Source organism: Micromonospora sp. CPCC 206061 (assembly GCF_036906915.1).
In the GTDB taxonomy this organism is placed as follows: domain Bacteria; phylum Actinomycetota; class Actinomycetes; order Mycobacteriales; family Micromonosporaceae; genus Phytohabitans.
This window is the reverse complement of the sequence record NZ_JBAKHX010000015.1, coordinates 1-20,550: the sequence shown is the minus strand read 5'-3', so window position 1 is coordinate 20,550 and position 20,550 is coordinate 1. Positions and strand designations below refer to the sequence as shown.

Below are 20,550 nucleotides of genomic sequence, written 5' to 3'. Positions count from 1 at the left end.
TCACACCCTCGTACATGTGGGCGGTCAGGCCCTGCCCGCCTGCGGCAGGTTGTGGCAGTCGGGCCACCCACTTACCACCAAGCCCTGGCCCAACAGGTATGTGGCCATCACCCATGCCGGCCCACCGGCCCGCTCGCCGGCCAGGTCCGCGCCCAGCAGGGCGTCCGAGACCAGCAACAAGGCCGCGCCGGCCGCGACCCGCCCGCCCTGCGTCGTCGCGGCAGCCGCCATCGCGGCCACCAGCATCGCGTACCCGGACAGCGGCACCGCCAGACCGGTGGCGCGCAGACCCGGCCACAGCCGCGCGAGCACGGCCCCGGTCAGTGCGCCGTACCCCACCGGCGCGAGCCACCGCACCCGGCCCTGCGCACGCCGGCCCCGGGCATCCCGGCGCACGAACTCGGCGGCGTAGACGCCGTACGCGGCGAGAAACAACGTGGCGCCGGTGGCCAGAGCGGCGGTACCGCGGAAGCGCAGCGCCACGTCGCCGGCCCAGGCCAGCGCGAGCGCCAGCAGCAGCCGCCGGCTGACCCGCCGGCGACGCTCCCGGCAGGCGGCGACCGCGTACAGGGCCAGCAGCGGCATCAGCAGCGGCTTGGCGGCCCAGCGCACCTGCTCCTTGCGCGCGCCCGCGGCCAGCACGTCGACCGCTCCCGCGGCCGCGTACAGAACGGCGGCCTGCCGAGCGCGCGACACCACCCCATCGTCTCGCCCGGCGCCGCCGCGCGCGCGGGAATAGGCGCGCGGGAATAGGTAGGCTGAGCGCGTGCCGTTGTACGAGCATCGCGGGCGCGGCCCGAGGGTCCATCCGAGCGCGTACGTGGCGCCGACCGCGGTGCTCTGTGGCGACGTCCGGGTCGGGCCGGAGGCGCGGGTGCTGTTCGGGGCCGTGCTGACCGCCGAAGACGGGTTCGTCGAGGTCGGGGCGCGGTGCGTGGTCATGGAGAACGCGCTGGTACGCGGCCGGGCCGCGCACCCAGCCCGGCTCGGCGACGACGTGCTGGTCGGGCCGCACGCCCACGTCAACGGCGCCACCGTCGGGGAGGGCTGCTTCCTTGCCACCGGCGCGGCGCTGTTTCCCGGCGTGAGGCTGGAGCCCGGCTGCGAGGTGCGCGTGCACGGCGTCGTGCACGTCAACACGCTGCTGCCGGCCGGCAGCATGGTGCCGATCGGCTGGGTCGCGGTCGGTGATCCGGCGCAGATCCTGCCGCCCGACCAGCACGAGCGGATCTGGGCCATCCAGCGCGACCTGGACTTCCCCGGCACCGTCTACGGTGTACCGCGCGGCACGGCCGCCGCCGAGATGATGGCCCGCCAGTCCGCCTGGTACGGCGCGCACCGCGACGACCGCCCGGTGGACCCCGCCTGAGGTACGGTGCCGCACGTGGATCAAGGGATCGACTGGGGTGACCTACCCACCTGGCTGTCGTCGATCGCGACGGTGGGCGCGCTGCTGTTCGCGGCCGTCGCCGCGGTGGCCGCCCAGCGGGTGTACAAGATCGAGTCCGAACGCGACCGGGTCACCGCCGAGCAGCGCAAGGAGCAGGAGGCGTACCTGCGGCGCACCCAGGCCGCGCTCGTGTCGGCGTGGTGGGGGCACGAGGCCGGCGGCGGGTGGGGCGCCTTCGTCCGCAACGCCTCCGAGACGCCGGTCTACCAGGCCAACCTCACCGTGCTCGACGTGCACGACCCCGACGTGCACGAACGCGTCGACCTGCCGGTGATCCCGCCGGCCGGCGAGCCCATGTTCCGCCCGACGGGGATGACCGACGGCGGCGGCAGCGCGGCCGACTACCGCGTGGAGATCACCTTCACCGACTCGGCCGGCGCCCGCTGGATACGCGACCAGCAGGGTCGCCTGTCGGAGCTGCGGTCCGAGGTGGTGATCTGGGCCGACGAGCGGCGGGCCCGGGCGCTGCGCGGGTTCGCGTCCGAGTTCCTCGCCACGCACGGTGTGAAGGTGCGCTTCCGCACCGGCCGGATCGAGGCCCTGCGCGCCGAGCTGCTCGGCGCCGCCGGCAGCGACGAGGTACCGGACATCCTGGTCGGGCCGCACGACTGGCTCGGCGAGCTGGTGCGAGCCGGCGCGATCGAGCCGCTGGCCGTGTCGCAGCGGCGCCGGCAGGACTTCCTGCCCGAGGCGGTCGCCGCGATGACGTACCAGGGCGAGCTGTACGGCGTCCCCTACGCGCTGGACACGGCCGTACTGCTGCGGCACACCGGGCTGGCGCCGGAACAGCCGGCCACGTTCGAGCAGCTGCTGGCCACCGGGCAGGCGCTGCGGGCGGACGGGCGCGCCGACGAGGTGCTCGCCATGCAGGTCGGGCCGGACGGCGACGCGTACTACATGTACCCGATCCTGGTCGGCGCCGGCGGCCGGCTGTTCGACCGCAACCGCGGCGGGGTCCTCGACACGGGTGCGCCCGCCGTGGACGCGCCGGAGACGGTGGCGGCGTTCGAGCGGTTCCGCGGCCTCGGCGCGCGCGGCGCCGGCGTGCTGCGCCGCGAGATCGACCGCGAGCGGGCCACCGAGCTGTTCGCGGCCGGGCGCACGCCGTACCTCATCTGCGCCTCCCGGGTCTTCGCCGACCTGGCGCGGGCCGGGCTGCCGTTCGAGGTCGGCCCGGTGCCGCCGTTCGAGGGGTTCGGCGCGGTGCGGGCGTTCTCGTCGGTGCACGGGTTCTTCCTGACCCGGCACGGGCCCAACAAGACCATCGCCCAGGACCTGGCCGTGCACTACCTGACGCGCACCGAGGTGGCGCTTGCGCTGTACGAGGTGCAACCCCGGCCACCGGCGCTGCGGGTCGCGCTGGAGCAGGTCGTCGACACCGACCCGCGGATCGCCGCCTTCGCCGCGGAGTGCCGCAACGGTGACCTCATGCCGTCAGTACCCGAAATGCCGCAGGTGTGGCGGCTGCTCGGCCGCGCGGAGGCCGACCTGGTCGCGGGCGCGGACACCGCGGCGACCGTGCGGCGGCTCGCGCAAGGCCTGCGGGCGGCGCTGGGCGCCGCCCCGCGCCGGTCGGCGCCCGCACCCCGCGCGGGAGTCTGACGCGGGAGTCTGAGTGGGGGAGAGCTGGGCACGGCACGCGGTCGTCTGCCAGGTGTACGTGCGCAGCTTCGCCGACGCGGACGGTGACGACGAGCTTGGCCTGCCAGAGGTGCTCGACCTGCCGTCCACCGCCCGCGAGGACCCGATATGGCGCCGCTCCGGCGGCGGACTGCTGGGGCGCGACGGCTGCCGCGTGCCGATCCCGTGGTCCGGTGATACGCCGCCGTACGGCTTCGGACCGGCCGGCACCCGGCCGTGGCTGCCGCAGCCGCTGTCGTGGGCGGGCCTGACGGTGGCCCGCCAGCGGGCCGACCCCGGCTCGACCTGGTCCCTGTACGTGGCGGCGCTGCGCCTCCGAAAGTCCTTTGTGGACACCCCGTTTCGCTGGCTGCCGGCGCCGCCGGGAGTGCTGGCGTTCGCGCGCGGCGCGGAGCTGGCGTGCGCGGTCAACTTCGGCCCCGACCCGGCGCCACTGCCCGGCCGCGTCCTGCTGACAAGCGGCCCCGGCGGCTCTCTAGCGCCAGAAACGGCCGCCTGGTACAAGCCCACGTAGCGGCGATCCCCGCTCCACGCGCCTTGCACTCCGCGGGTCTTGCGCTCCGCGGGTCTTGCGCTCCGCGGGTCTTGCGCTCCGCGGGTCTTGCGCTCCGCGGGGCTTGCGCTCCGCGGGTCTTGCGCTCCGCGGGTCTTGCGCTCCGCGGGGCTTGCGCTCCGCGGGTCTTGCGCTCCGCGGGTCTTGCGCTCCGCGGGGCTTGCGCTCCGCGGGTCTTGCGCTCCGCGCGGGCGTTCGCCCGGCGCGCCTTTCCGTCGATCAAGGGCAAACGCACGTGGTTCGATCTCTTTCCGCGTGCATTTGCCCTTGATCAATGTAAATGCCCTTGATCGACGCGCGTCCGCGCGGCAATTCGGTCTCGCGGCGCTGGCCCTCGCACGCGCGGCGCGCGCAGCGCCAGGACGCTCGCGGGCGAGGCCGCGCGGCGAAGCTCGATGGTGCGGTGCTTGACGGCTGTGGCGGTGGTGATCCGATGCCCGTACGGGCTGCTGCACCGGGCCTACCAGGCAGAACACTCACCGCGCCGTAGGGTCAGTTGCGGGACTTGCGCTGGCGCCAGGACAGCGGACCGGGCAGGTCGACGCGGTGGGCGCGGGCGCGGGAGTTCCACGACCAGCGGCCGACCTTGATGCTCCACGACGAGAAGCCGTTCTCGGTGAAGTTCAGGATCAGCGGGCCGAACTTCTTGCGCTTGCGAAAGATCAGTGGCATACCCGCAGATTGCCCGGCGTCACCGTCCGCGAAACGCGTGGTCCGATGTGGAGCTATTTGCGGCGGATGGAACGCCGGCGGAAGTACACGTAGATGCCGAAGTTGACGGCCAGGGCGAGCGCCATGGCGCTCGCCGCGGCGGCGCCCACGGTCAGCGACCCCAGCGCGGCGAACGTTATCGCGGCGAGCAGACAAGCCGCGTCGTCCGGCGTCGCGGCGGCCCGGATCAGGTCGGGGCCGTCGACGGCCTCCAGCACCGCCGTGGGCATCGAGCGCAGCAGCCCGTCGAGCACCTGGTGCCCGTACGCCTGCAGGGCCAGGCCGTCGGTGGGTGAGGGGCTACGCCAGCGGGTGGCATCGGCGCGCAGGTGGTCGAGGTGGGCGTCCGGCCAGGCACTGTGCCGGGAGGCATGCGGGAAGTCGATCGGAAGTACGCCACGACCCGGACAGGACAGGGCCTAGTCGCGATAGCGGGGTGTTGGCGGCGGGGGTACCGGGCCCACCGACCCGAACCAGCGGCGGTAGCTGGCCGTCCACGAGCCGTCGGCGCGCATCTGGTCGAGCACCCCGTTGACGAAGCGCACCAGGTCGTCGCGGCCCTGCGGCATCGCGATGCCGGCCGGGTCGTCGGTGACCCGTTCGCCGACGATGCGGGTGTTGGGATCTTGCACGGCCAGCGTCGCGAGCAGCGTGTCGATGCTGGAGACCGCGTCGACCTGGTTCTGCTGGAGGAGCACCAGGCAGTCGACGAGCAGGTCGGCGGCCACCGCGACGGGCTTGGACGGCGCCTTCTGAAGGTTGGGGATGCTGCTGCTGCCGCTGGTCGCGCACACCTTCCGGCTGCCCAGGTCGGCGAGGCCGTCGATGCCGGAGCCGTCGCGCACCAGCAGCCGCTGGCCGGACGACAGGTACTCGGTGGAGAACGCCACCTGCTTCCAGCGCTCACAGTTCATCGTCATCGTGCGGATGACCATGTGGACCTCGCCGCTGCGCAGCACCGGTATCCGCTGGGCGGTCGAGATGGCCCGGAACGTCACCGCGTCCGGGCTGCCGAAGATGGCCGCCGCGATCCGCCGCGCGATGTCGATCTCGAACCCGACGAGCCGTCCGTCCGGATCCCGGTAGCTGAACAGGTACGCGTCCTGATCGATCCCGACGACCAGCCGGCCCTGCTTCCGGATGGCGTCCATGGTGGAACCCGCCGGCATCCGGCCCGGCGCCGGCAGCGCGCCGCGCGGCCGTAGGCTCGCGCGGCGGTCGCAGCCCTCGTCGGCCGCCGGCGCCGCGCTTACCAGCGGCGCGGGGTCGCGGACCCCGACAGGCTGGGGTTCGACCACGGCAGCGCCGCGGTCGTCCGGTAACCCGGATCGGGTACCGCAACCAGCGGCCAACAGGGCCGCCAACACGACCAGAGCAGCGGTACCTACTCGCGTCATGCTGGCATCATGGCAATACCGGGCCACCCCTCCGGCCAGCACCAACTGAAAAGATCGTTCCCCGTCCGACGCCGTAGAAAGCCTGCGTGTGCTATCAACAGTGAGTGCGACCCCCGCTGGCACCCCTCACCGCCGCGGGCCAGCCGCGCGCCGGGGAGGACGTAGCGGTGACCGTCGGCGCTGACCTCCGGCAGCGGGCCGAGGAGCTCGTCGACAGGGCCGAGACCGCCCGTAACCAGGGCGATTATCGTGCCGGCGCGGCTCTGGCCCGGCAGGCGGCCGACCTGGCCGCCGCGGTGCGTGACGACCGGTTGCACGCGGCGGCGCTGCGGGTGCACGCGGAGCACTCGGTGCGCATCGGCGACCACGAGCAGGCGGTGCGCTCCACCGAGCTGGCCGCCCAGCTACTCGCCGGCGGGATAGACGACCGGGCACTGTGCAAGGTGCAGACCGTGCAGGCGCTGGCGTACACCAAGCTCGGCCTTTACGACGAGGCGTTGCGCGCCCTGTCCACCGGCCTCGACATCGCGGAGCGGGTCGAGGAGCCCGAGCTGCTGTTCTGGGTGTTCAACCGGATCGGCGGGGTGCACGGTTTTCTCGGCGACTACGGCCAGGGCAAGGCGTTCCTGACCAGGGCACTCGACCTGGCCCGCACCGACCTCGACGACGAGTCGGTGTTCTGCATTCTCAACAACCTCAGCGACAACGCGGTCGGGTTGGTCAAGGAGCTGCACGCGGCCGGCGACCTGGCCGGAGCCGAGGCCGCGCTCGGCGATGGCCTGTCGTACGCCAAGGACGCGCTCGTGCTGGCCCGCTCCGCCCAGCACCCGTACCGCGAGTCGATGTGCCTTGGCAACTTCGGCACCCTGCTCACCCTCGCGGGCGAGTACGCCGAGGCCACCGAGATGCTGAAGGTCTCCGGGGCCCTGGGCGCGAAGCACGGATACAAGTCACTGGAGCTGGCCGCGTTGCAGGGCATCGCGACCATCCACATTGAGCAGGGGCGCACCGCCGAGGCGATCGCCATCCTCGGCACCGTGCTGGAGATGGCCTCGGAGCCCAACGAGAAGACCACCATCATGGCGGTGCACCAGCAGCTCGCGGAGGCGTACGAGGAGCGCGGCGACGCGGCCACCGCGCTGCGCCACTACCGCACCTACCACGAGGCCGAGCGCACCGTGTACTCGGCGATGGCCGAGACGCGCGCCCGGCTGCTGACCAACCGGTTCGAGCTCGACAACGCCCGCATCGAAGCCGAGCGCGCCCGCCTGGAGGCCGAGCTGCACCGGGTGCGCCGCGAGGAGCTTGAGCAGGAAAAGCTGGCCTGGCAGGCGGAGGCCCGCGAAGACCAGCTCACCGGCCTGTGGAACCGCCGCCATCAGGACGAGGAGCTGACCCGGCTGGTCGGCGCGGCGACCGCCGGCAACCGTCCACTGTGCGTGGCGGTCGGCGACGTCGACCGGTTCAAGGGCATTAACGACCACTTTGGACATCCGCTCGGTGACGAGGTGCTCAAGCGGCTCGCCGGCATCCTGCGCGCCGGCAGCCGCCCCGGCGACCTGGTCACCAGGATGGGCGGCGAGGAGTTCTGCCTCGCGTTCCCCGACACCGACCTGCCGGCGGCGCGCGACATCTGCGAGCGGCTGCGCGCCGCCGTTCAGGCGTACGACTGGGGCGCGTTGCGGCCGGGCCTGGCCGTCACGATCAGCCTGGGCGTGGCCAGGCTGGCGCCGGGCAGCACGGCCACCCAGGTGCTGGACGCGGCAGACGGTCAGCTCTACCGCGCCAAGCGCCACGGCCGTAACCGCGTAGAGCCCGTCCAGCGCACCTTCGCCTTCACGATCCCCGACCCCACCGCCTAAGCGCGCCCCGCGGCGCGCTCGCCTTGCGGGGCCGCGCTCGCCTTGCGGGGCCGCGCTCGCCTTGCGGGGCCGCGCTCGCCTTGCGGGGCCGCGCTCGCCGATCAAGGGCAAACGCACGTGCTTTGATCTCAAAACCACGTGCATTCGCCCTTGATCGATGGGAATCTCCTTGATCGCGGAGCGGATTGCGGCACGAACGCCGCGGCCCGCGCGGCTTCAGCGGCGCGGCAGGTCAACGACGCCGAGCTGGGCCATCAGGCCGAGGGAGTCGTAGTTCCACCAGCCTTCCTGGATCTTGCCGTCGGCAAGGTGGTGTACGGTCATCCCGCTCATCTCGACCCGGCGGTTCGTGGGCGCGAGGCCCTGGAACTCGCCCGTGTGCGTGCCCGTCCAGGACCACCGGTTGCACACCTTGTCGCCCTCCGCGATCTGGTCCTCCAGCGAGAACCGGAAGTCCGGGAACCCGTTCCGGTACCCGGTCACCTCCGCGCGGGTGCTCTCCAGGCCGACCGTTTCTTGCTCGTTGGTGGGGTCGTGGTCGCGGTAGTCGCTGGTCATCACCTGGTCGAGCGCGTTGAGGTCGCCGCCCGCGAGGATGTCGAAGAAGCGGCGGCACACCATCTTGTTGAGCTGCTCGTCGCGGACGACGTCGAGGTCGGTGAACGTCGGCGGCATCTCGCAGAGCGCCACCATCTCCTCGAAGATCCGGTTGGTCTCCGGGAGGTTCGACTGGCGCATCGCCTCCTCGTACGAGGGGAACTCCACGATTTCGATCACGTGGTGCGAGTCGGACCGATCCATGGCGACCGTCGCGTGCGTGGCGGTCCGCTTGCCGTGGGTCTGCTCGACCCATTTGTCCAGGAGTCGATTCATGTCGTCGACTCTGTCGGTCTTGCAGTCGATGATCTGAACGAAGGTCATGCCCTCACCTCGTCTCGGGGCCCCCGTGGCAACCACAGCTCAGCCTAGAAGCGCCCTGACCAGGGCGAAGGCATTATCGACACCCGTAACCGCCGCCCGTCCCGGTCAGTCCGACGAGGGATCGACGAGTCGACAACCGCTACGGCGAGGCCTACACGTGGCAGAGCCTGGGCTACACCCACCACCGCGGCAGCGGCTACCGCCAGGCCCTGCTCTGCTGCGGCAACGCCTTGAGACTTGTCGAATCATCCGCCGAATCGACAGCCGGATTCAGACATGCAGGGTGGGCCGGTAGACGAGTTCTTGGATGTGGCCGTCCAGCGTCCGGCTCTCGATCAGCTCGAGGTCGAAGTCGGCCGCACCCTGGAAGATCGAGTCCAGCCCGGTCTGACCGGTGATCACGGGGAAGAGCGTCACCTGGACGCGGTCGACCAGACCGGCGGCCATCAGCGCCCGGTTCAGCGACAGGCTGCCGTGCGAGCGCAACGGCACCTCGGACTCCTCCTTGAGCCGGGCGACGACGTCGACAGCGTCGCCGCTCACGACGGTCGCGTCCGGCCAGTCGAAGGCACCTTCCAGCGTGCTCGACACCACCGTTGCCGGCAGGTTCCTCATCCGGGTGACCCATGGGTCACGGACGTCGGACTCCTCGGTGCTCGAGGCCAGCATCTGCGCGAACGCCCGATACGTGTTGGCCCCGAAGACCATCCGCTGCTCCTGGCTGTACAGGGCGAGGCGGTGGGCGAGCAGCTCCGGGCCTTGCTTGCCCCAGTAGCCGGTCCAGTTGCCGCTGGCGGCGCCGAAGCCGTCGAGGCTGGAGAAGACGTCGAACGTGTAGGTGGCGGTCATGATGTTCTCCTCGAGTGCGGTTGGTCGCGTGTCAGGGATAAGACCGGCAACCACGGCGAAACTCATCGCCGTTGGACTCCTGGAGATCAGTCTGGTGCTCGGCACGCGAGAACCCTGCGATAGCGGGGATACCCGCTCGACGGCGCGCGGGGAAGCAGTTGGGGTCAACGGTCGGATGTGGTGAGGTTGATGGTGGCCTTGCCGGGCAGGGTCAGCGCGGTTTGGTACTGGCCACGGATCGGGTCGAGCAGGACGACGTCGGTGCGGGTGTGGTCGCAGAGGGTCAGGATGATTCCGTCGGTGGGGTGGTAGGCGGTGACGAGCCACTCGCCGGCCGTCGGTGGCACCTCGTGTCGGGCCATGAGGTGGCGGTCTTCCAGGTCGTATTCGAGCAGGCCGGTCAACCCACCAGCGTCGTAGACGCCGAGCAGGGCGGTGCTTGCGGGGCCGGGCATGACGGTCAGCCGCTGCTCGTTGGGTTCGACGAGCGTTCCGCCGTTCAGCAGGTCGTCGGGTGCGGCGAGCGGGATCTCGGTTTTGGCGCCTGTCGCCGGGTCGTAGCGGGTCAGGAGCGGGTCGGCGCCGGCTGATCGCATGAACGGGTCCGCCGTGTAGAGGATCTCGCCGCTGGGCAGGACTGCGTCGGCGAATCCCAGTGGCACGTCGGAGGTGCGTTGGGCGCCGTCGCGGGTGTCCAGGCGCAGGTACCACTTTTGGCGTGGCTCGGTGCCGTCGGTCAGCAGCAGCCAGCGGCTGTCGGCGGACCATTCGAGGCCGCCCATGCCGCCGCTGACGGGCCAGACGGTGTCGCTTGTCAGGTCACGCACGAGGTAGCGATCGGGGGCGAGGCCGTACCCCAGCCAGCGGCCGTCGGGGGACAGCAGGCCGGAGTTGGGCAGGTTGAAGCGGCGCCCGTCGTCGGTGACCAGGTAGTTGCCGCCGAGGGTGGTGTAGGCGTAGGCGGCGCGGCCGACTGGGCCGGTGGTGGGCAGGGTTTGCGCGACCGCCTCGGGTATTGGCCAGGGCGCCGTCGCGATCTGCGGCAGGGGAGGGGGCGAGGTTTTTGGCAGGGCCGCGATTACTCCGCCTCCGAGGGCGATGGCGAGGACCGCGGCGGCTGCGATTACGGTACGCCGGCGGCGGCGCCGCCCGGTCTCGGCGAGCACGGCGTCGACGGTGGCGTACGAGCCGGCCTCGTCGGCCAGGTCGTTGAGTGCCTTCGACAGTCGGGGTGTCACGAGGTCACCTCCGTGTGGAAGTCGGCGAGAAGGTCAGGGGCGAGCGCCCGCAGGCGCCCCAGAGCGGCATGGGTTTGTGATTTCACGGTGCCGACCGAGGACCCCATGGCGTCGGCGGTCTGCGCTTCGGTCAGGTCCTCGAAGAATCGCAAGACGATCACGGCTCGCTGGCGCGCCGGTAAGGCGGCGAGGGCTCGGCGGAGGCTGATTCGGCGTACCGCTGCCTCGGCCTCGTCTCCCGTGCCTGGCGCTGGGCCGGCGGCCAGGATCTCGTCGGTGGCCGGGCCTGCTACCTCGGTGTAGCGGCGGCGTCGCCACCAGGAGGTGCGTTCGTTGATCATGACGCGGCGCACGTAGCCCTCGGGGTTGCCGCCGGCTTGGATACGCCGCCAGTGCGCGGCCGTCTTGGCCAGCGCCTGTTGCAGCAGGTCCTCGGCGAGCTGGTGATCCCCCGTTAGCAGGTATGCCGTGCGGGACAGCGCCGGACCACGGGTAAGCACGAACTCGCTCAGCCCCTCGTACCGCTCCATCGCACCTCCTCGCCGGGTTAAACGCCGACGGGGTGCGAAAGGTTGGGTTGGTCGTTGTGGTCTGCCATGTCGCCTGGGACCCTATGCCGCGCCTAGGAAGCCTCAATGTCGTCCGCGGTGCGGTGCCGATTTGCAGCCTCTGTTGCGCTGTCACTCTCCGTAAACGCAGACCGAGTCACGCGTGCTCGGCTGGTGCCCTCATCTGGCTCGAGGTCAGTGCACGCGATCTTGCCGAAGACATTGCGTTGTTATGACCATGTCGACTGAACATGTCGCTCATGTGGTTCGCTATGACTGGTAGCGCAAATGGCGGTCACGCCTGTTCGGCGAGGCGAATGTTGAGTTCAACCTGCCATTTGGTCTTCATCGGCTGGGACCGGGGGTCGGTCAGGTACGCCTCGTACCGGCAGGCGAAGCGGTCGCCGGCCGGTTCGTCCCAGCGGTCGGCGGTGAGGCCGTTTTCCCGGATCCAGGTGACCAGAAGTTGGTTCGCGCGCCGCGCGTGGTTGATGTACGTAAGGCTCGCGTACCTGCCCCCGGGTAGGGTGCCTGGGCGGACCCGGCCGTCGCCATCGAGTGTCTGCTTCGTGGTGACACCGACCTCGATGTCCATCGGCCCGTTCATGTCGATCACGTGGAGGCGGAAGAAGGTGCTGCCGACGTCGATCGGGTCGCGCTTGTCGAGCCAGTCATAGAGTTCCGCCATCAGCTTGTCGCGGACGGCTAGCATCCCGCGGAACGGAGTGACGAGGCGGATACCGACGTAGGGTGTCTTGGTTTTCACCACGATCCGCGGTCCTTCGACGATGTCCACCCGTACCTCCATCGTGGAACGACTCATTGGCGTTCAACCTAGTCGATGGTTCGAGCGGGCACGCCGCGTTGATCCAGCACCGTCCGCGTGTCTCCAGACGGGGCGAACATCATCGCCGTTGCGACGTGCCGCCGCTGGCGGGCTGCTGATACGGCCGTCCGCCGCTGTCGGCGCTGTCGTCCTGGTGGTCCGAAGTGCTCACCAGCGTCACGGGCCCATCTGGGCGGGGAGATTCTGCGGTGGAAACGTCTCTCAAGACGCAAGTTCACTGTCGAGGAGCGTGACCATCGCATGCAGCCAGCGCAACTCCTGTGCGCGGAATTCGAGGTTCTCTGCCGCTTCCGCGGGTGTCAGCGGTGCGTACTTGATGCGGTCGGCCGTGAGTAGCCGGGTGTGTTGGAGAGCGGGCACGACGGTCCGTCGATCGCCGATACCGTAGGCGTCGGCGAACAGCCGCAGACGGACGGCGATGTTGGGCACAGGGTCGAAGCCCGATTGCCGGAGCACCTCGGGCGGTGCGAGCGGAACGAACTCCCACGCCGCCGCGGCGAAGTCCACCACGGGCTCGACTGGGCCGGCGCAGTCCCAGTCGATGAAAGCCGCGGGAACGCCGCCACGGTAGACGGTGTTCCACGGGCCGAGGTCGCCGTGTGAGACGATCTCGCCCGGACGAGGCGGATGGGGATGGAAGCGGTATTCGGTGTTGACAGGCTGGAACCTACGAGCCGCCTCATGCAGTCGTCGCAGCAGTCGGGCCGCAGCGACAAGGCTGGTGTCCGACCGGGCATAGGACGGCAGTCGGCTGCCTCGTCCCGGCGTCCACTGCGGGTCGACGGGCACGTCGCCTTCGACGAAGGTGAGGATTTCGCGTCGGCCGTCGGTACCGAGGAGCCGGGGCGCTGCGTCGAAGCCCACGGACTCCAGATGCCTCAGGTACTCGTGCACGGCGCCCGACCAAGAGCCCATCGGGCGCAGCGACTGCCCGCCCCGCCGGACGACGCCGGGCGTCATCCTCCCCGCGGGAAGCGGAACATCCACCGCGTGTCCGGGCTGTTCACCTTCCACCCGGCCAGTATGGATCAACACCTCATCCTGAACGGCGTCCGCATGGGGCCGCGTGGTGAGCTGGCCTCCTACGCGTTTGGCTGGACCACCGGCTCGGACCCGCATGTCGCCCGCCTGTCTGTCGGGATCGGTGCCGGCAATCGCGGCGGTGGCACGTTCCATGCCATCTTCGCGAACGAGGGCGGTCATGCGTTTTCGCTCATCGACGAGCCGTTCGAGCGGGTTCCGCAGGGCGGTCCGGATCTGGCCGCGGGCCAGGCGCGTGCCCACGAGGACCTGCATCCGTAAGGTGTTCGTCACGCGGCACGTACACCATGGCACCCGAATACTCGCGACAGGTTGAACACCAGGCCGAGGCGATGCAGCGTTCGTAGAAACTGTCGGGCGGCGCGTAGCGGCGGAACCTGTACGAGCGGGTCTCACCGTCGCATATATTGCCTTGTGCGGGACGAGTTCCATGGATGATGCTCACTTTGGACCAACCCGAAGCCCTGCGTCCCATGACCCGATCTTCCCGTCCGGCAACCGGCACCGCCATCCGGATCCGTAGCCGCGATCCGCTCGTTACCGAAGGTGACGACGGGTGCCGCTCGCCGGCGTGCGGTCGTGTCGAGAACAGTGCGGTGGATCATGGATCACGACTCGATCCACCGGTAGCGGATGTCGAGACCGGCGGCGTTGGTCGCGACGGCCAGCAGGGCGCGGGCCACGGTGTTGCGGCCGTGGATCGGCTGCAGGCTGGTTGCGGAGCCGCTCCGGGCCGCCCTCGCACGCGTGCGAGCGCGGCCCGCCGTTGAGCGCACCTATCATCCGCCCTATGCGTACGGCGCCCCCACCGCCAGAACTGATGGCCCGCCTGCCCGGCATAGCCTCGCTTGGCCGCACCGCGACCCGACTGCATCCACGGCCGGCCACCGTGTCCGCGTTCGAGAGCCACGTCGCAGGTCCAGTGCGCTGGCCGGTCGACGAGCCGTGGCCCACCTGCGACGCACCGTACAAGGGGGTTGAGGAGCTACCGCTACCGGCCGACCTGGGGGAGCGTTGGCTAGCCGCCATGAGCCAGCCGCTCCAGCCGCGCATCCTCACCGGCGAGCGCCGGGAGGTGCGCGACGAGGTCGCCCGGTTGTACCCGGGCAGCAGCGTCAGATGGCAGAGGGGAATGAGCACACCGGTCGCGCGCAGACCGGTGACACGTCGGCACCCGCGACCCAACCCGCTGGCGGTGCTGGCCCAACTGCGCGCAGAGGATGTGCCGGACCTGCCGCGACCCCGCGGCGCCGACCTGCTGCAAATCCTGTGGTGTCCCTTCAGCCACGTGCTGGACGAATGGTCGGCGCTGCCCACCGTCCGGCTGTACTGGCGTCGGGAGGCGGACCTTCTCGAGGTCGTCGCACAGCCACCGCCCGGCGAACCCGCCGAGGCCACCTGGACGGTACGCCCATGCAGGCTGCACCCCGAGCAGATCGTCGACTACCCGCATCCGACCGCACTCCCCGAAGAGCTCCGGGAGTTGGTGGAGGGACAGGTTGACGACTTCGACTACATCGGCGCCCTCATGGCCTCTGGGTGGAAGGTCGGCGGATACCCGGAAGTGCCAGAGACAAACTGCCTCAGCTGCGCCCAACCGGCCACCCTGATCCTCACCACCTCCCCAATGGAGTACGACTTCGGCGGGGCGAAACGCTGGCAACCGATCGAGGATCGACACCTCAACCCAGATCATCCCAACCTGAAACGGTCCCAGGAACCGACCGGGCTCGACGCCTACTGGAGCCGCCTCCACATCTACACCTGCCTAAGCTGCACGGACCTACCGATCCGGCTAGACCTACGCTGACCCCGCTCCGAACGCCGGCGCGACGTTCTGATCTGCCGCTTTGCGCGCGGGACGCGATGCGCAGTCGGGTGGTGCGTGGCTTGCCTTGTCACGCTGTACTTCGTGGATGAGTCCGGTCCGGGTCGGTACAGTCGCGCGGTGACCCCGGCAAGCCGGTACCGCTATGTCGGTCCGGTCGAGATTCGCGACCAAGCGGTCGCATGGGACGCCGTTGCCGTTGAGACGGTCGCCGCGTTGGACAGCTGGCTTGTCAAACGGGAACGCGCCGACCTGGCCGAGCCCTTCACGTTCGTCGTCGCTGTCGACGGGACGCTGTGGCTGGCGCCTCGACGCAGCGAACACGTCGCTCTCGCCGGCGGCCAGGACGTCCTCGCCGCCGGGGAGATCGCCTTCGCCTCAGCCGAGACCGGCTGGTGTGTCGCTGCGGTGACCAACCAGTCAACGGGGTACTGCCCCGATCCGGGCAGCTGGCCTGCCGTGGCGCGAGCACTGGACAGCCTGGGAGTCCCGCATCCCGGCACCTTCACCGACACCGTCATCTTCCGTCGTTGTCCCACATGCAGCGAGCGCAACCTCGTGCGGGACGACGACTTCATCTGCGCCGTTTGTGACAGCGCGTTGCCGATGCAGTGGAACTTCGCGCCTGACTGATCAGACAGTCGATGGCGTCCAGATCTGCCGCTGATCGGGCGGAGGGAGCAAGCGTGACGGCGTGAGGACGTACGTATCGGACGACGCGTCGGATCTGGCGCCTGGGGTATGCGCGCCGCCGGGTTTCAGGAGTCGCTGGCAGCGATGACCGTGGCGATCTGCGCGGGGAGCGGGTACGGCCGTTCGGATGGCAGGAGCGCCGCGGCGGCCCGCTCTCGTTTGAATGGCGGTACAAACCGGCCAGCCGCCACCGCTGGGTCGGCGATCTCAAGCGGGTACGCCTGGTACACGGTGATTGACTCTGCCGAGTACGTTGCCCGGACCTGACGAGTGGGAACCGTCATACCGTGATCGTCGCTGACCGGTCAACCAGGCGCCATCGCATACGTGGTCGACCGGCCTGCCCATGGCGCACGGATCTAGGCGCTCCAGGTGTGCTGGCGTTCGTCGTGGTTGGTGACGCACGGTAATGTATGGCTGCTCTTCCTGCTCCCGCTTCCGGCTTCGCACACGCGGCTGCACACCGAGTCCGACCTGCGACTGTTCCTCAGTTGGTGCACGGGCCAGGACCTCGACCCGCTCGCCGCGGTCCGGGCGGACATCGAACGGTACGTGCGCTGGTTGCAAGACGTCCGCCGACACCAGTCCTCAACCGTCTCCCGCCGACTATCCATTGTGGTCGGCTTCTACCGCGTCTGCGTCATCGACCAGATCCTGCCGCACTCGCCAGCCGACTACGTCCGCCGGCCCACCGTGCCCACCGTGCCCACCGAGTCACCCACCCTCGGCCGGGGCCATCTGCAGTTCGAAGCCCTGATCACCACCGCGAGGCTGTCGGCCAACCCGAACGACTTCGCCCTCATAGCGCTACTCGGGCCTACTCGGGCTGCGGATCTTCGAAGCCTGCGGGGCGAGCATCGCCGACCTGGGCGAGGAACACGGCCACCGCGTCCTACGTGTCCGCGGCAAGGTCGGCAAGGTCGTGCTCGTCCCGCTGCCGCCAGCGGTGGCGCGAGCGGGGACTCCGCGGTGGTCGAGGCCGGCCACCGGTGGAAGCAAAGCGTATGGCGTCTCGAATGGTTCGCCCGAGGTCGATTGGATGGACGAAGCGACTGGGACCGCGCTTTGACGCAAGTTGGTGACGCTAAACATGAGTTCTACAAGGCAGTTCGCCGATCAACTGGTACACCTGGCGGGCCTCTGCCACGATTCCGAAGGTCACCGATGGATATCGACGGAGCTGGTGACGCGGGATGTGCCGGTCAATCCGCTGACATCGGGCGAGGTTGCGTCGAACAACACTTTGACCGCATAACGATCATCCATGCATGTCATCCGGTCATGCCGCGAGTCGCGCTCGGCACCGGGTTCATAGGGCGAGGGGACGGTACGCCAGCGCTTTGTCTACCACCTCATCATCGGATAGTTCTGGTGCCTGGAAGAACAGCAGGTCGGATACGTGCGGGCAAACAAGCAGTCTTTCGAGTTCGTCCAGATAATCGCCAACCACCGCATCAGATTCCGTTGGATCCCGAAGGCGGGCGATCAGCCAAAGGGCACGATTACGAGATTGACTGTCTATGGAACGGGACCTTACCAACACGAACCTCGATCACACCTGTGGGCTTTACCTGCATCTGCGCTAAGTAACACTCTCATGGCTCGCGAGTCGAGCGCTACACAGCGTAACGGTGATCGGGTGGGCCGAGTCCGCTCGTGCCGATGAGCGAGTACCCCACGGATCGGCCAATGTCGGCCGTAGGTTTCGGTCATGCGTCGAGGTCTGACCGAGATCGCTTCCGAACTGGAAGGGCTCATGCTGTTCGACTTTGACCCGATGAATCTCGACGCGAACGGTGACCACCGGCTCCAGGCCGTCTGCAACGACACTGGTCGAACGGGGGGATCGACCACCTTGGGCGACGGGGCCGATGAGGAGCGGGATTCAGGAATTTTGGGCCTTGGCGGCGTCGCCGGGCAGGGTGTTGAGCCAGTGGGTGAGGCGGGCTCCCTCGCGGGTCATGATCTCTGGGTCGCGTAGGGCGTTGGCCAGTAGTGACATGCCTTGGTAGGCGCCGACGAGCGTGATCGCGAGGTCGCTGGGATTGGGTAGTCCCAACTCGTGGAATTGGTGTTCGACCCAGTTCAGCAGCAGCCGGATGACCTTGCCGGCTTCCAGGTCGATGCCGCCCTCGGTGCGTTTGTCGAGTTCGACGGCCAGGGTGCCGGTGGGGCAGCCGTAGCGGGCCGCGAGGTCGCGCTGGCCGACCCACCAGGCGACCAGGGCCTTGAGGCGTTCGAGTGGGTCGGGGAGTTGGTCGAGTTCGTGGGTGAGTTCGGCAAGGTGCCCGGCATGCTCGGCCAGGGCGGCCTGGACCAGTTCGTCCTTGGTTTTGAAGTAGTAGTACACGTTCCCCACCGGAACGTCGGCGGCGTCGGCGATGTCGGCGATGGTGGTGCGCTCCACGCCCTGTTGGTGCAGGACCTGAGCGGCGGCGGCCATCAGTCGCCGCCGCTTGTCGACTCCCCGCGCCCGAGACTTCGTTGAGTTAGGCACCTCACTAACTATAGACGTGCGATCACCGGACTGTGCTAGCTTCTTCTAAGTCATCCAACTAACTAACTAGGTAGGGACTGCATGATCGTAGTAACAGGAGCGACCGGGAACGTCGGGCGAACCCTGGTGCGGCTACTGACCGAGGCGAACGCGCGGGTAACGGCCGTGTCGCGCAACATCACCGAGTCCGACGTGCCGAACGCAGTCCCGGTGATCGGCGCCGACCTGACCGAACCAGCGAGCCTGCGACCCGCCCTCGACGGCGCCGACGCGATGTTCCTGCTGATCTCCGGCCACTTCGTGTCCGCCGCAGACAACCCGAGCGGCGTCGTCAGCGACATCCTCGATGACGCCAAAACCGCCGGAGTCAGACGGATCGTGCTGCTGTCCTCCCAAGGCGCCGCAACACGGCCGCAGTCGTCCTCGCATGGGAGCACGGGACGAGCCATCGAAGACGCCGTCCAGCGGTCGGGCATGGACTGGACGATCCTGCGGCCCGGCGGCTTCGACTCCAACGCCTACGCGTGGGCCGAATCAGTTCGCGCGCGGCGGACCGTTGCCGCACCGTTCGGGGACGTCGGCCTGCCACTCATCGACCCGGCCGACATCGCCGCGGTCGCCGCTGCGGCCCTGCTTCAGGACAGCCATGCCGGGCAGATCTACGAGCTGACCGGACCCGCCCTCACCACACCCCGGCAACGAGCCGAGGCGATCAGCCACGCGCTCGGCGAACCGATCCAGTTCATCGAGCAGACCCGCGAGGAGGCACACGCGCAAATGCTGCAGTTCATGCCCGAAGCCGTAGCCGAGACCACCCTGGCCATCATCGGCGAGCCCACCCCTGCCGAACAGCGCATCAGTCCCCACGTCGAACAGATCCTCGGCCGAGCCCCCCACACCTTCGCTGACTGGGCCCAGCGCCACATCGCAGCCTTCCGATAGGCCAGCACCCCACCCTGCCGGCGGGCCGTCATTGGGCCCACACCACCACGCCACACTGACCACACAGCTGAGGTTGCGACGGTCGCCCTGGCTTACCCGGCGCAGGATCGAGGCAGGTACAGCAGGTCCTCGGCCGGCTTGCTATCCGGGTCGAAGGTGAACCAGGTGGGCGGCTGCGTGTTGTCAGCGATCGGGACCGACATCGCGTTGTGGCACTGGAAACAGAATGCGACCTCCGTCAGAACGAGTGACCCGCCACGCAGGCGAATGGCATAGAGAGGGACGAAACAGCGCATCGCTTCTGACTCGGGGAGCGCCGCGACGAGGTTGAGCACCACCGAGACGCGCTCGCCCGACCACGTGCCGATGACCTTGCGCAGTAGGGCACTATCCTCACCCGTCGTGGCGTCGTTGCCGAACGAGTTGCCTGATGAACTGGCGGAGCTGTTCGCCGGCGCGGACACCCGCCACCGTGGGTTGTCGGTGTCGCTTCCGCCTGGGCGGACGGTGCGCGGTGAGGAGGGATCAGGTGAGCGACCCGCTTTGTGGCTGAGTAACGATCCTGCGCCGACGGGGCTGTGGCGGCTGCTACACGCGGAGCATCAGCGCTCCGGATTGTGGCCGCTGCTGTTGGACAGCTACACCTATGACGCCTCGCGGCCCTGGGACGACGGCGAGATCTGGCCGAACGCCATGTCCTCGCCGGCGCAGCATGACGCCGAGCCGCTGCTCGCCGGCTGGTGGGCTTCCTACACCGAGGTCGACGACGAGGACGATGAGCTGTCCCCGGACCAAAGGCTCGCTGTGACGGCCCCGTACGGCCAGCAATGGCCCGGCTCGGCCGCGCCCGCACAGCAGCAGATGGCGCCCGATCGTCACGCGGACCACTGCGCGGAGCAGCTGTTGCAGGCGCAACCCACCGTGCGCCTCGGGCTGGTCGCCGCGGACAGCGGCAGCGACGCGCTCACCGTCGCCGGCTGGCAGGGAGCGGTCAACTATGTCAACGACACCGCCAAGCTGTCGGCCGTGCTGCACACCTGGGAGGACCGGTTCGGCGCCCGTGTGATCGGCGTCGGGTTCGCCGAGCTGTACGTGAGCGTCGCCGCGCCACCATCAGGTACCGCCGAGGCGTTGCACGTGGCGGCGGAACACTTCGCCTTCTGTCCTGACAACGTCTGGCAGGGGCCCAGTCCATGCACGCTCGCCGCCTACGCTGAACGGCTCATCGGCGCCCCGACCTGGGTCTTCTGGTGGGATTGAATCGAGTTACTGTCATGCTGCTGACCGCTCGGCATGTTCCGTGCCGTGTTCCGGCTGGCAGGATTGATGGATCTCTCAGGAGGTGAGTTTCCGGTTGAGGTACCGCTGCTCCGGCAGGCTCGCTGTCAGTCGGGCGGCGATCCGATACTGCTGCTTCGCGCTATCGGCGTCGCCGTTGAGGTCGAGCAGATGCCCGCGCACGGCGTATAGCCTGTGGTGGCGTTGCATGGCGGGATCGTCCAGCAGCGGTTCGAGCATGGCGAGACCGGCGG

The 20,550-nt window shown here is 69.3% G+C and carries 21 protein-coding genes and 2 pseudogenes; 8 read left to right on the top strand and 15 right to left on the bottom strand.

The window, feature by feature from the left end:
* Positions 1–24 precede the first annotated feature (24 nt).
* Positions 25–696, bottom strand: coding sequence for a lysoplasmalogenase family protein (locus tag V6V89_RS13810; RefSeq protein ID WP_334619483.1), 672 nt, complete (start codon positions 694–696; stop codon positions 25–27).
* A gap of 70 nt (positions 697–766) precedes the next feature.
* Between V6V89_RS13810 and V6V89_RS13805 the strand changes: the two genes are divergently transcribed.
* Genes V6V89_RS13805 through V6V89_RS13795 form a run of 3 tightly spaced genes read left to right on the top strand, consistent with a single transcriptional unit; the run spans position 767 to position 3,605 of the window.
* Positions 767–1,369, top strand: coding sequence for a gamma carbonic anhydrase family protein (locus tag V6V89_RS13805; RefSeq protein ID WP_334619482.1), 603 nt, complete (start codon positions 767–769; stop codon positions 1,367–1,369).
* 15 nt (positions 1,370–1,384) lie between these two features.
* Complete coding sequence (locus tag V6V89_RS13800) at positions 1,385–3,052, top strand: sugar ABC transporter substrate-binding protein (RefSeq protein ID WP_334619481.1); 1,668 nt, start codon at positions 1,385–1,387, stop codon at positions 3,050–3,052.
* Positions 3,053–3,065: 13 nt separating this feature from the next.
* A complete protein-coding gene (locus tag V6V89_RS13795; protein WP_334619480.1) occupies positions 3,066–3,605 on the top strand; it encodes a DUF3459 domain-containing protein in 540 nt (179 codons plus the stop codon).
* 531 nt (positions 3,606–4,136) lie between these two features.
* On the opposite strand, the gene V6V89_RS13790 is transcribed toward V6V89_RS13795, so the two are convergent.
* The 3 genes from V6V89_RS13790 to V6V89_RS13780 all read right to left on the bottom strand — a co-directional run bounded on the left by V6V89_RS13790 (position 4,137) and on the right by V6V89_RS13780 (position 5,752).
* Positions 4,137–4,316: a DUF4236 domain-containing protein gene (locus tag V6V89_RS13790; protein WP_334619479.1), complete on the bottom strand. Its 180-nt coding sequence runs from the start codon at positions 4,314–4,316 to the stop codon at positions 4,137–4,139.
* Positions 4,317–4,369: 53 nt separating this feature from the next.
* Positions 4,370–4,609 (bottom strand): hypothetical protein, encoded by a 240-nt coding sequence (locus V6V89_RS13785; RefSeq protein WP_334619478.1) that lies wholly within the window; start codon positions 4,607–4,609, stop codon positions 4,370–4,372.
* Positions 4,610–4,774: 165 nt separating this feature from the next.
* The gene (locus V6V89_RS13780; protein WP_334619477.1) at positions 4,775–5,752 is read right to left on the bottom strand and encodes a glutamate ABC transporter substrate-binding protein; all 978 of its coding nucleotides are present in this window, start codon (positions 5,750–5,752) and stop codon (positions 4,775–4,777) included.
* Between the two features lie 104 nt (positions 5,753–5,856).
* On the opposite strand from V6V89_RS13780, the gene V6V89_RS13775 reads away from it, so the two are divergent.
* Positions 5,857–7,614 (top strand): tetratricopeptide repeat-containing diguanylate cyclase, encoded by a 1,758-nt coding sequence (locus V6V89_RS13775; protein ID WP_334619476.1) that lies wholly within the window; start codon positions 5,857–5,859, stop codon positions 7,612–7,614.
* Positions 7,615–7,830: 216 nt separating this feature from the next.
* On the opposite strand, the gene V6V89_RS13770 is transcribed toward V6V89_RS13775, so the two are convergent.
* The 7 genes from V6V89_RS13770 to V6V89_RS13740 all read right to left on the bottom strand — a co-directional run bounded on the left by V6V89_RS13770 (position 7,831) and on the right by V6V89_RS13740 (position 13,834).
* Entirely contained in the window at positions 7,831–8,535 is a 705-nt protein-coding gene (locus tag V6V89_RS13770; RefSeq protein WP_334619475.1) for an ester cyclase, read from the bottom strand.
* A 270-nt stretch (positions 8,536–8,805) separates the two neighbouring features.
* Positions 8,806–9,384, bottom strand: a complete 579-nt coding sequence (locus V6V89_RS13765; protein WP_334619474.1) for a dihydrofolate reductase family protein — start codon at positions 9,382–9,384, stop codon at positions 8,806–8,808.
* A gap of 164 nt (positions 9,385–9,548) precedes the next feature.
* On the bottom strand, positions 9,549–10,622 hold the full coding sequence (locus tag V6V89_RS13760; protein WP_334619473.1) for a hypothetical protein: 1,074 nt from the start codon (positions 10,620–10,622) through the stop codon (positions 9,549–9,551).
* Entirely contained in the window at positions 10,619–11,152 is a 534-nt protein-coding gene (locus tag V6V89_RS13755; protein ID WP_334619472.1) for a SigE family RNA polymerase sigma factor, read from the bottom strand. Before V6V89_RS13755 ends, V6V89_RS13760 begins: the two co-directional genes overlap by 4 nt.
* Before the next feature lie 313 nt (positions 11,153–11,465).
* Positions 11,466–11,993 carry a GyrI-like domain-containing protein gene (locus V6V89_RS13750; RefSeq protein WP_334619471.1) on the bottom strand — a complete coding sequence of 176 codons (528 nt, stop codon included), beginning with the start codon at positions 11,991–11,993 and terminating at the stop codon, positions 11,466–11,468.
* Between the two features lie 225 nt (positions 11,994–12,218).
* A complete protein-coding gene (locus tag V6V89_RS13745) occupies positions 12,219–13,331 on the bottom strand; it encodes a phosphotransferase (RefSeq protein WP_334619470.1) in 1,113 nt (370 codons plus the stop codon).
* Between the two features lie 335 nt (positions 13,332–13,666).
* Positions 13,667–13,834, bottom strand: a complete 168-nt coding sequence (locus V6V89_RS13740) for a hypothetical protein (protein ID WP_334619469.1) — start codon at positions 13,832–13,834, stop codon at positions 13,667–13,669.
* Positions 13,835–13,848: 14 nt separating this feature from the next.
* On the opposite strand from V6V89_RS13740, the gene V6V89_RS13735 reads away from it, so the two are divergent.
* Positions 13,849–14,868, top strand: a complete 1,020-nt coding sequence (locus V6V89_RS13735) for a hypothetical protein (protein WP_334619468.1) — start codon at positions 13,849–13,851, stop codon at positions 14,866–14,868.
* A gap of 138 nt (positions 14,869–15,006) precedes the next feature.
* A complete protein-coding gene (locus V6V89_RS13730) occupies positions 15,007–15,519 on the top strand; it encodes a hypothetical protein (RefSeq protein WP_334619467.1) in 513 nt (170 codons plus the stop codon).
* Positions 15,520–15,728: 209 nt separating this feature from the next.
* Here V6V89_RS13730 and V6V89_RS13725 read toward each other — a convergent pair.
* Positions 15,729–15,863 (bottom strand): annotated as a pseudogene (locus tag V6V89_RS13725) (DUF4291 family protein); the annotation flags it as partial.
* 1,601 nt (positions 15,864–17,464) lie between these two features.
* The gene (locus V6V89_RS13720; protein ID WP_334619466.1) at positions 17,465–18,076 is read right to left on the bottom strand and encodes a TetR/AcrR family transcriptional regulator; all 612 of its coding nucleotides are present in this window, start codon (positions 18,074–18,076) and stop codon (positions 17,465–17,467) included.
* 81 nt (positions 18,077–18,157) lie between these two features.
* Here V6V89_RS13720 and V6V89_RS13715 point away from each other — a divergent pair, with 81 nt between their 5' ends.
* On the top strand, positions 18,158–19,018 hold the full coding sequence (locus V6V89_RS13715; protein WP_334619465.1) for an SDR family oxidoreductase: 861 nt from the start codon (positions 18,158–18,160) through the stop codon (positions 19,016–19,018).
* Between the two features lie 92 nt (positions 19,019–19,110).
* Here the strand turns inward: V6V89_RS13715 and V6V89_RS13710 are convergent, their stop codons facing one another.
* Positions 19,111–19,482 carry a hypothetical protein gene (locus tag V6V89_RS13710; protein ID WP_334619464.1) on the bottom strand — a complete coding sequence of 124 codons (372 nt, stop codon included), beginning with the start codon at positions 19,480–19,482 and terminating at the stop codon, positions 19,111–19,113.
* A 79-nt stretch (positions 19,483–19,561) separates the two neighbouring features.
* Between V6V89_RS13710 and V6V89_RS13705 the strand changes: the two genes are divergently transcribed.
* Positions 19,562–20,278, top strand: coding sequence for a DUF4253 domain-containing protein (locus V6V89_RS13705; RefSeq protein WP_334619463.1), 717 nt, complete (start codon positions 19,562–19,564; stop codon positions 20,276–20,278).
* 75 nt (positions 20,279–20,353) lie between these two features.
* On the opposite strand, the pseudogene V6V89_RS13700 reads toward V6V89_RS13705, so the two are convergent.
* Positions 20,354–20,550 (bottom strand): annotated as a pseudogene (locus V6V89_RS13700) (RNA polymerase sigma factor); the annotation flags it as partial.

Bases quoted from the DNA above. Each gene is read 5' to 3' on its own strand.
- V6V89_RS13770 (WP_334619475.1), bottom strand. From the start codon at position 8,535: ATGACCTTCGTTCAGATCATCGACTGCAAGACCGACAGAGTCGACGAC.
- V6V89_RS13790 (WP_334619479.1), bottom strand. From the start codon at position 4,316: ATGCCACTGATCTTTCGCAAGCGCAAGAAGTTCGGCCCGCTGATCCTG.
- V6V89_RS13765 (WP_334619474.1), bottom strand. From the start codon at position 9,384: ATGACCGCCACCTACACGTTCGACGTCTTCTCCAGCCTCGACGGCTTC.
- V6V89_RS13750 (WP_334619471.1), bottom strand. From the start codon at position 11,993: ATGAGTCGTTCCACGATGGAGGTACGGGTGGACATCGTCGAAGGACCG.
- V6V89_RS13755 (WP_334619472.1), bottom strand. From the start codon at position 11,152: ATGGAGCGGTACGAGGGGCTGAGCGAGTTCGTGCTTACCCGTGGTCCG.
- V6V89_RS13780 (WP_334619477.1), bottom strand. From the start codon at position 5,752: ATGACGCGAGTAGGTACCGCTGCTCTGGTCGTGTTGGCGGCCCTGTTG.
- V6V89_RS13715 (WP_334619465.1), top strand. From the start codon at position 18,158: ATGATCGTAGTAACAGGAGCGACCGGGAACGTCGGGCGAACCCTGGTG.
- V6V89_RS13735 (WP_334619468.1), top strand. From the start codon at position 13,849: ATGCGTACGGCGCCCCCACCGCCAGAACTGATGGCCCGCCTGCCCGGC.